8 protein-coding genes and 1 pseudogene are annotated in these 6,174 nt (G+C 50.9%); 3 read left to right on the forward strand and 6 right to left on the reverse strand.

The features are described 5' to 3' along the window. Positions 1-990 precede the first annotated feature (990 nt). From R5R67_RS18695 to R5R67_RS18705, 3 genes are all read left to right on the forward strand, one after another. Positions 991-1,224 carry a YgdI/YgdR family lipoprotein gene (locus R5R67_RS18695; RefSeq protein WP_114263614.1) on the forward strand — a complete coding sequence of 78 codons (234 nt, stop codon included), beginning with the start codon at positions 991-993 and terminating at the stop codon, positions 1,222-1,224. Positions 1,225-1,245: 21 nt separating this feature from the next. After that, a complete protein-coding gene (locus tag R5R67_RS18700) occupies positions 1,246-1,473 on the forward strand; it encodes a YgdI/YgdR family lipoprotein (protein WP_318156441.1) in 228 nt (75 codons plus the stop codon). A 383-nt stretch (positions 1,474-1,856) separates the two neighbouring features. Then, positions 1,857-2,024, forward strand: coding sequence for a hypothetical protein (locus R5R67_RS18705; protein ID WP_318755140.1), 168 nt, complete (start codon positions 1,857-1,859; stop codon positions 2,022-2,024). Between the two features lie 60 nt (positions 2,025-2,084). Here R5R67_RS18705 and R5R67_RS18710 read toward each other — a convergent pair whose 3' ends face one another. From R5R67_RS18710 to R5R67_RS18735, 6 genes and pseudogenes are all read right to left on the reverse strand, one after another. Continuing rightward, positions 2,085-2,243, reverse strand: coding sequence for a hypothetical protein (locus R5R67_RS18710; RefSeq protein ID WP_318755141.1), 159 nt, complete (start codon positions 2,241-2,243; stop codon positions 2,085-2,087). Between the two features lie 506 nt (positions 2,244-2,749). Continuing rightward, entirely contained in the window at positions 2,750-3,664 is a 915-nt protein-coding gene (gene lpxO / locus R5R67_RS18715; protein ID WP_023343074.1) for a lipid A hydroxylase LpxO, read from the reverse strand. A gap of 270 nt (positions 3,665-3,934) precedes the next feature. After that, the gene (locus R5R67_RS18720; protein ID WP_023343075.1) at positions 3,935-4,150 is read right to left on the reverse strand and encodes an MbeD family mobilization/exclusion protein; all 216 of its coding nucleotides are present in this window, start codon (positions 4,148-4,150) and stop codon (positions 3,935-3,937) included. A 6-nt stretch (positions 4,151-4,156) separates the two neighbouring features. Then, positions 4,157-4,654: an MbeB family mobilization protein gene (locus R5R67_RS18725; RefSeq protein WP_142674820.1), complete on the reverse strand. Its 498-nt coding sequence runs from the start codon at positions 4,652-4,654 to the stop codon at positions 4,157-4,159. Positions 4,655-4,976: 322 nt separating this feature from the next. Then, a pseudogene (locus tag R5R67_RS19750) lies at positions 4,977-5,393 on the reverse strand (relaxase/mobilization nuclease domain-containing protein); the annotation flags it as partial. Next, positions 5,332-5,655: a MobC family plasmid mobilization relaxosome protein gene (locus R5R67_RS18735; RefSeq protein WP_181833984.1), complete on the reverse strand. Its 324-nt coding sequence runs from the start codon at positions 5,653-5,655 to the stop codon at positions 5,332-5,334. The pseudogene R5R67_RS19750 and the gene R5R67_RS18735, both read right to left, overlap by 62 nt. Positions 5,656-6,174 lie beyond the last annotated feature (519 nt).

The following is a 6,174-nucleotide window of genomic DNA, read 5'->3' on the forward strand; positions in this document are numbered from 1 at the left end:
AAGGCAGTTCGCTCCAAGCTGGACTGTATGCACGAACCCCCCGTTCAGTCCGACCGCTGCGCCTTGTCCGGTAACTATCGTCTTGAGTCCAACCCGGAAAGACACGCAAAAGCGCCATTGGCAACGGCCACTGGTAAACAGGATGTGCGAGAGATGTTGTGAGAGTTCTTGAAGTGGTGGCCTGACTACGGCTACACTGGAAGGACAGATTTGGTGACATGTCTCGCACAAGACTGTTACCACGGTTCAGAAACTTGCCGGTTTACTGAACCTTCGAAAAACCACCTTGCCGGGTGGTTTTTTCGTTTACAGGGCAAGAGATTACGACGGTAACGACAGGATCACAAGAAGATCCTAACCTCGGAAACATTGCTTATATCCACGTCTGGGTATCAACCACTCCCCGTTACCGCCACCACTTCTATTCCCCTTGATAACATATCCTTTTGAAAAGATTACTAATCAGGCAAGATAGTAGGATGATCCACAACCACCCATCCCGGACAATAAAATCAATGATTTACACCTTCTTTATAGTTCTGACTTTATGGTGGATATCTGTATTCATCACAAACTTAATGAGAGTAGGAAATATTAGAGAGTACACCCCCAGTAAAACTTACATATTTTTGCTGCTTACAACTCTCCCATCTAGCGTTGGCATCTTCATCTATCCCATAGCGGAAGCTATATGGGGTGAAATGGGGCTTTTGAGTATCTTTGGCTATACCGTCTTATCCCTCATTACCGGAGTAATCATAGGGAATGTAATTGTTCGGATGTTATCTGCAACAGAACTCGGAATGTTGTTCGCAAATCCATTAGCGGTGATATGTAGCATTACCGGGGTGATAGTCATAGCTGTACAATATTTACCATAACATCCCGCAGCCGAACTATGCCTGTTGCCCCCCTCTCTGCATGCAAAAAATGGCCTATACTTATAGGGTTAGAATCCATATCCACCTTACTTTTAAGAGGGAACCTGTCATGAATAAAAAAACGCTGTTGGCGGCCATGATTGTCGCGTCAGTGACGTTTGCCGCAGCCGGATGTTCTTCAAATCAGCAAATAAAAACAACGGATGGTCGCACTATCGTGACAGACGGCAAACCTGAAATCGATAACGATACCGGCCTGGTGTCCTATAAGGACGCAACAACCGGAAGATACAGTCAGATAAACCGCGATAAAATAAGCAACATGAGTGAACTGGACAACTGATACGGATAAAAGGATCTGGCCATGAAAAAGATTTTTGTTTCAGTATTCGCAGCGGCAGTGGCGCTCTCAGCCCTGACCGGCTGCACCCGCACAAGCTATGCCATTCACACCAACGACGGACGTACTATTGTCAGCGACGGTAAGCCTGAAGAGTCGGATACGGGCCTGCTGGGCTATACCGATGCGAACGGAGTTAAGCAGCAAATCAACAAAACCGACGTGAAAGAAGTCTCTGAAATCCCTCACTGAGGCACTGCTCTTTCCGGAAAAGGCCGCGTCTGCGGCCTTTTTCTTTTTTCCGCCCCGACAACCGGCAAAAAAAAAGCTCCCGCACACGAAAAGTCGGAAGCCAAAGCACGACAGCACAGTGGATTTATAACGGGCAGTCCCTGACGCGGGACATGTACGGTTATCTGCAGATTACGCACTTTCCCAGGCCCGGACACATAATTTTTTCGTATCTGCCAGGTATAACGCTTTTAACATAAGACTACTGTTGCGTGCCCCTCCCCACATCAGCCTCAAACCCAACTGGCCTGTAGCTCCCGGATTAAAGAGAAAAGATGTGTAAGATTACTGAACGCCCTCCTCATCCGGACGACAACTTCTATGGGCAGATAGAGGATACACATATGATACGTGACGAGAACGACCTAGAATCGCCAAAAGAACCTGAACACAGCGGTGGCAATAACGAGAAAAGCTCGCGGAATGGTAAAAGTGAGGACTGGATCGGCGAGCTGGAGCGGGAGCTGCAGGAGATCACGAAGAAGTGGCCAGGTTCACAGAGACTGGGCTAAATCATGCCCCTAAAAAACCCGCCATCTCCAGCGGGTTGAACAACAGAAAAGCGTTCGTAATTAACTGCGCAAAGCGCAGGCTCCAGCATGAGCCTGCACGCTTTCAGCATGCGTAAATTCTGTAATTTCGCAAGCCAGCCGCAAACCGGGGGCAAAAAAAAACTCCTCCAAGTCCGGAGGAGCCAGAAGTACAACACACACATTCGCATTATCGTTCATTTCACCCCTTGGTGAGGCACACTATTGTTATCAGCCTCCTTTACAGGCACATAAGCGCAGCCGTCATCATTTTTCCTGGTACCTGCCAGGCGTCACGCTTTTAACATAAAAGTGCTTGGCCGCACCCCCTGAGAGCCCCTCAGCGCGTTTCTGCGGCCTGAGGGCCGTTTCCGGCACCTTTCCCCGGCCCAAACCCTGAAAAACGCCCCTGATAATTTCTGCGCGGCTGCATGGCTATGCACAAGAGTGAATGGCGGGCGGTTTCGTGAAGGAAATACCGTGAAAGCTCCGAAAGAAACGCTTAATTGCACAGCAGCACATGAACGTGATCAGATGAAATCTGTCTACTGCCGCACTTCTTCACGAAAGGCCCGCTGAGCGTCAGATTCGGGCCTTTCTTACTAAAAAGATTTCAATAGAATTTTTTAGCAGGCGATTTTTATCTATAACCATACATTGAGCATAGAAGACCCAAATTTATGTATGACTCAATAGAAAAAAACAAATCACAGCCATCTAAACACTGAGACAGCAAGCCAAACAAAAATCAAAGAAATAACTCCATTTTTAATCAAATAATATAGTTTTCGATTCCTTTTTTTTAGCTTCTGACCTGCATCACGAATAGCATTAACATATTTAAATAAATGATTTATAGCACCAGTCCTGTCATTATTATCGTTGGGTGATGCTGCCGCTGACATTAGCACCCCACCTATCCACCTATTTATTTTTTGTGACCACCGCCACTTCATCGGCCTTTCTATATCACAGAACAAAATAATACGTGTCTGCTCGGTATCATTCTGAGCCCAGTGAACAAAAGTTTCGTCAAAAATTATCACTTCACCATCATGCCAACTGCGGCGTACACCATCAACTTCAATAAAACACCGTTCATCATTTGGTGTTGATAATCCTAAATGATAACGAACTGAACCGGCATAAGGGTCACGATGCTTTCCTAAATGGCTTCCTGAAGGCAATTCAGCAAACATCGCTGCTTTAATACAGGGAATAGAGCTAACCAGTTGGGTTGTTACTGGGCAAAGCCGCTCCGCTGATGGATGAGCATCTCCATACCACTTGAGGTAAAAGCGCTTCCAACCGCGCTTAAAAAATGTATTAAATCCTGCATCATTATTTTTTTCAGATGATTTAATGTGCCCTTGCAAATTAACAGCTTCGTCTCTTATAACCTGCCAGTTATCAATTAATGGTTGAAGTTCAGGAAATGTTTCTGGGGGAAACCATGCCTGCTTTGACGGCAGCTTCGAAAAGCCTGTCATAAACATATTTATCGGAGCCATAAATGTTGAATGATCAAATAACTGCCTGGAAAACTTTTGTTTTATTTTACCGCGAGAATGCGCATACAATACACTGATAAGAAAAACAAAAATAATAATAAGTGACAGCATGTGTATATTCCTTGTTCACGCCAATAATAAAAATCTCTTAAAGATAACATAATGAATGCACTTAAATTATAATCTAAATGCTATTTATCAATAGTATAATCGAAGCTTCACCAGAACATATCTACTACACAGGCAGAGAGGATTTCAGCAGGAATTATGCTGAAATGAATCAAAGGGACGGACCGTGATATACCCGCTGTCGCTGTGATCGTTCGAGCTCCAGCGCTTTCTGATGCCGCGCCTCCCGCACCTGCTGCAGCTCGACGGCATTCAGCCGCTCGACAACCGGCGCAGCTGATCGCTCAAACTCTGCACCTGCCTGCTCAAGCCCGTGACGCGCTCGCTCAGCGCCGCGTTCTCCCGTTGCATAAGACCAGACATCGTCCGCCATTCCGCGAAGGCGCTCTCCCACTCGTCCAGCCTTTTCGAGTAGTCCTGCTGTAGCTGCTCTAATGCGCTCAGCAACTGTTTTTCCAGCTCTGTCATTCTGATCTACTCCCGTACCAGCCTGATGCCGATCTTCGTTCCGTTGTCGAACGTCCAGTTCGTATCCGCTTTCACGCCCTCCGGCAGCACCAGAAAACGCCCCTGGTTGTCCTCCTGGTACCTCACGCCCCACGTCCGGGCGTTCAGCTTCTCCAGCGCGTCCCTCTGTTCCCGGATGCTCGCGTAGTTGTCGAGCATCTGGTTCCCCTGCCACCACAGAATGGCCGCGCTCGAGGCTATCAGTAGCGCGGAGACCAGGACGATGGTCAGCCACGTCTGGCTGACCATACGCACCATGCCTTTCGTGCGCTGGCTCATGGCTGAGGACAGCTTCCGGTCGTGGTCGAGGATGGCGGCGCTGATTCTCTTCTCGCTTTCGCTCAGTTCCGCTCTGACAGACTTCTCGAGCTCGCTGAATGCGGCTTTCAGCATCTCGCCGGTAGTCTGCTGCTGCGCTTTCGATTTCTGCTCTAAGTCCTTCGCCAGCGTTAAAAGACTGTTCATAAATGGCTCCCTTCAGTCGGATATTTCGCCCCCCGTCCGGGTCGGCAATGCTGATGCTGCTTTTTGTGGTGCGCACCACCTTAAAACCCGCGCTTTCCAGCGCCTCAGTGACGTCCTGACGGTTTTTCAGCTCCCCGGACGAGGCTAAGACCAGTAAACCCCGTGTAATCGCCTGAGCGGCTTCCAGCTTCGCTTCCGGCAGCGCGGACGGCGTGACCAGCGCTCGCCGGTTCTCCGGCGCGTTCGGGTCGTGCAGCCCCAGCGTGCCGTTCACTATGGTCTGCCAGGCATCGATGCGCGGACGGTCGGCGCGGTCGTAATACGGCTGGAGCCGTTTGCCGGTCAGCAGCTCCGTGTTCGGGATGAGGAAGTTCAGCTCCAGTCGCCCCTTGTCCTGGTGCTCAACCCACAGCACGCTGTACTGGTCTTTGTCGAGTCCGGGCATCAGAACCCGCTCAAAGCTCGCCATCAGCTTTTCCCGCTGCCCGGGGGATAAGTCCTGTTCGGCAAAGGACAGCACGCCGGAGGTGTACTTTTTGGCGTAGGGCGAGGCGTCGATAAGCTCCCTGACTTCCTCCGGCTTCCCCTGCAGAACGCTGGCGCCGTCGCGCTGCCGGTCTTTCCCCAGCAGATAATCCACCGGACCCGCACCGCCGCCGCGCCCTCTGGGATGAAACTTAACGATCATCGTCTTCTCCCTTTTCCAGCACGGCGTGCCGCAGCCGCTCAAGTCCGGCATCAATGGCCATCAGTGCGGCGACGACCTGCACGCGATCGTGCCCGGTACCGCCACCGGCGTTAACCTGCCGGGCAATCTGATTAAGGTTGTTACCCATGCCGGCGATCTGACGAAGCAGCGCCGGCGAGATCGACGGAAGTTTGCCGGCACGAGCCGGCTTCTCGTCCAGGCACGTCTGGCGCATCCAGGCTGCGAGCTGCTTACCGTCGCAGCGTTCCAGCAGACGCCGGTGCTCATCTTCGGTCACCCACATCGTGAGCATTTTGCTGCGTTTGTCTGCCAATCCGGCCTCCAGATAACGCCGGGACGGGCGGGAAATGCTTTCCCGGTCGGCGCGGTGTTGGGCAAGCCGCAGGCGCGGCAGTGGTTTTAGCGGGTTTCGGGGCGCAGCCCTGAACCAGTCACGTAGCGCTAGCGGAGTGTATACTGGCTTAATATGGTAAATCGAAGTGGGAATTCAGGGAAGTGCTTTATGTGGCAGGAGAAAAATGCAGCAGCACAGCGTCAGCAGAATATGTGATACAGGATATATTCCGCTTCCTCGCTCACTGACTCGCTGCGCTCGGTCGTTCGGCTGCGGCGAGCGGTAACAGCTTACAGGCGGGGCGGGAATTTCCTGGAGAATGCAAGGACGAGACTTAGCAATGAAGAGCAGAAGGCCACGGTGTTGCCGTTTTTCCATAGGCTCCGCCCCCCTGACAAGCATCACAAAATCTGACGCTCAAATCAGTGGTGGCGAAACCCGACAGGACTTAAAGATACCAGGCGTTTCCCCCTGGTG

The organism is Acinetobacter sp. OYA S30, assembly GCF_033599315.1.
GTDB lineage: Bacteria > Pseudomonadota > Gammaproteobacteria > Pseudomonadales > Moraxellaceae > Acinetobacter > Acinetobacter baumannii.

Bases quoted from the DNA above. Each gene is read 5' to 3' on its own strand.
- R5R67_RS18695 (WP_114263614.1), top strand. From the start codon at position 991: ATGAATAAAAAAACGCTGTTGGCGGCCATGATTGTCGCGTCAGTGACG.
- R5R67_RS18700 (WP_318156441.1), top strand. From the start codon at position 1,246: ATGAAAAAGATTTTTGTTTCAGTATTCGCAGCGGCAGTGGCGCTCTCA.
- R5R67_RS18705 (WP_318755140.1), top strand. From the start codon at position 1,857: ATGATACGTGACGAGAACGACCTAGAATCGCCAAAAGAACCTGAACAC.
- R5R67_RS18710 (WP_318755141.1), bottom strand. From the start codon at position 2,243: ATGAACGATAATGCGAATGTGTGTGTTGTACTTCTGGCTCCTCCGGAC.
- lpxO (WP_023343074.1), bottom strand. From the start codon at position 3,664: ATGCTGTCACTTATTATTATTTTTGTTTTTCTTATCAGTGTATTGTAT.
- R5R67_RS18720 (WP_023343075.1), bottom strand. From the start codon at position 4,150: ATGACAGAGCTGGAAAAACAGTTGCTGAGCGCATTAGAGCAGCTACAG.
- R5R67_RS18725 (WP_142674820.1), bottom strand. From the start codon at position 4,654: ATGAACAGTCTTTTAACGCTGGCGAAGGACTTAGAGCAGAAATCGAAA.
- R5R67_RS18735 (WP_181833984.1), bottom strand. From the start codon at position 5,655: ATGCTCACGATGTGGGTGACCGAAGATGAGCACCGGCGTCTGCTGGAA.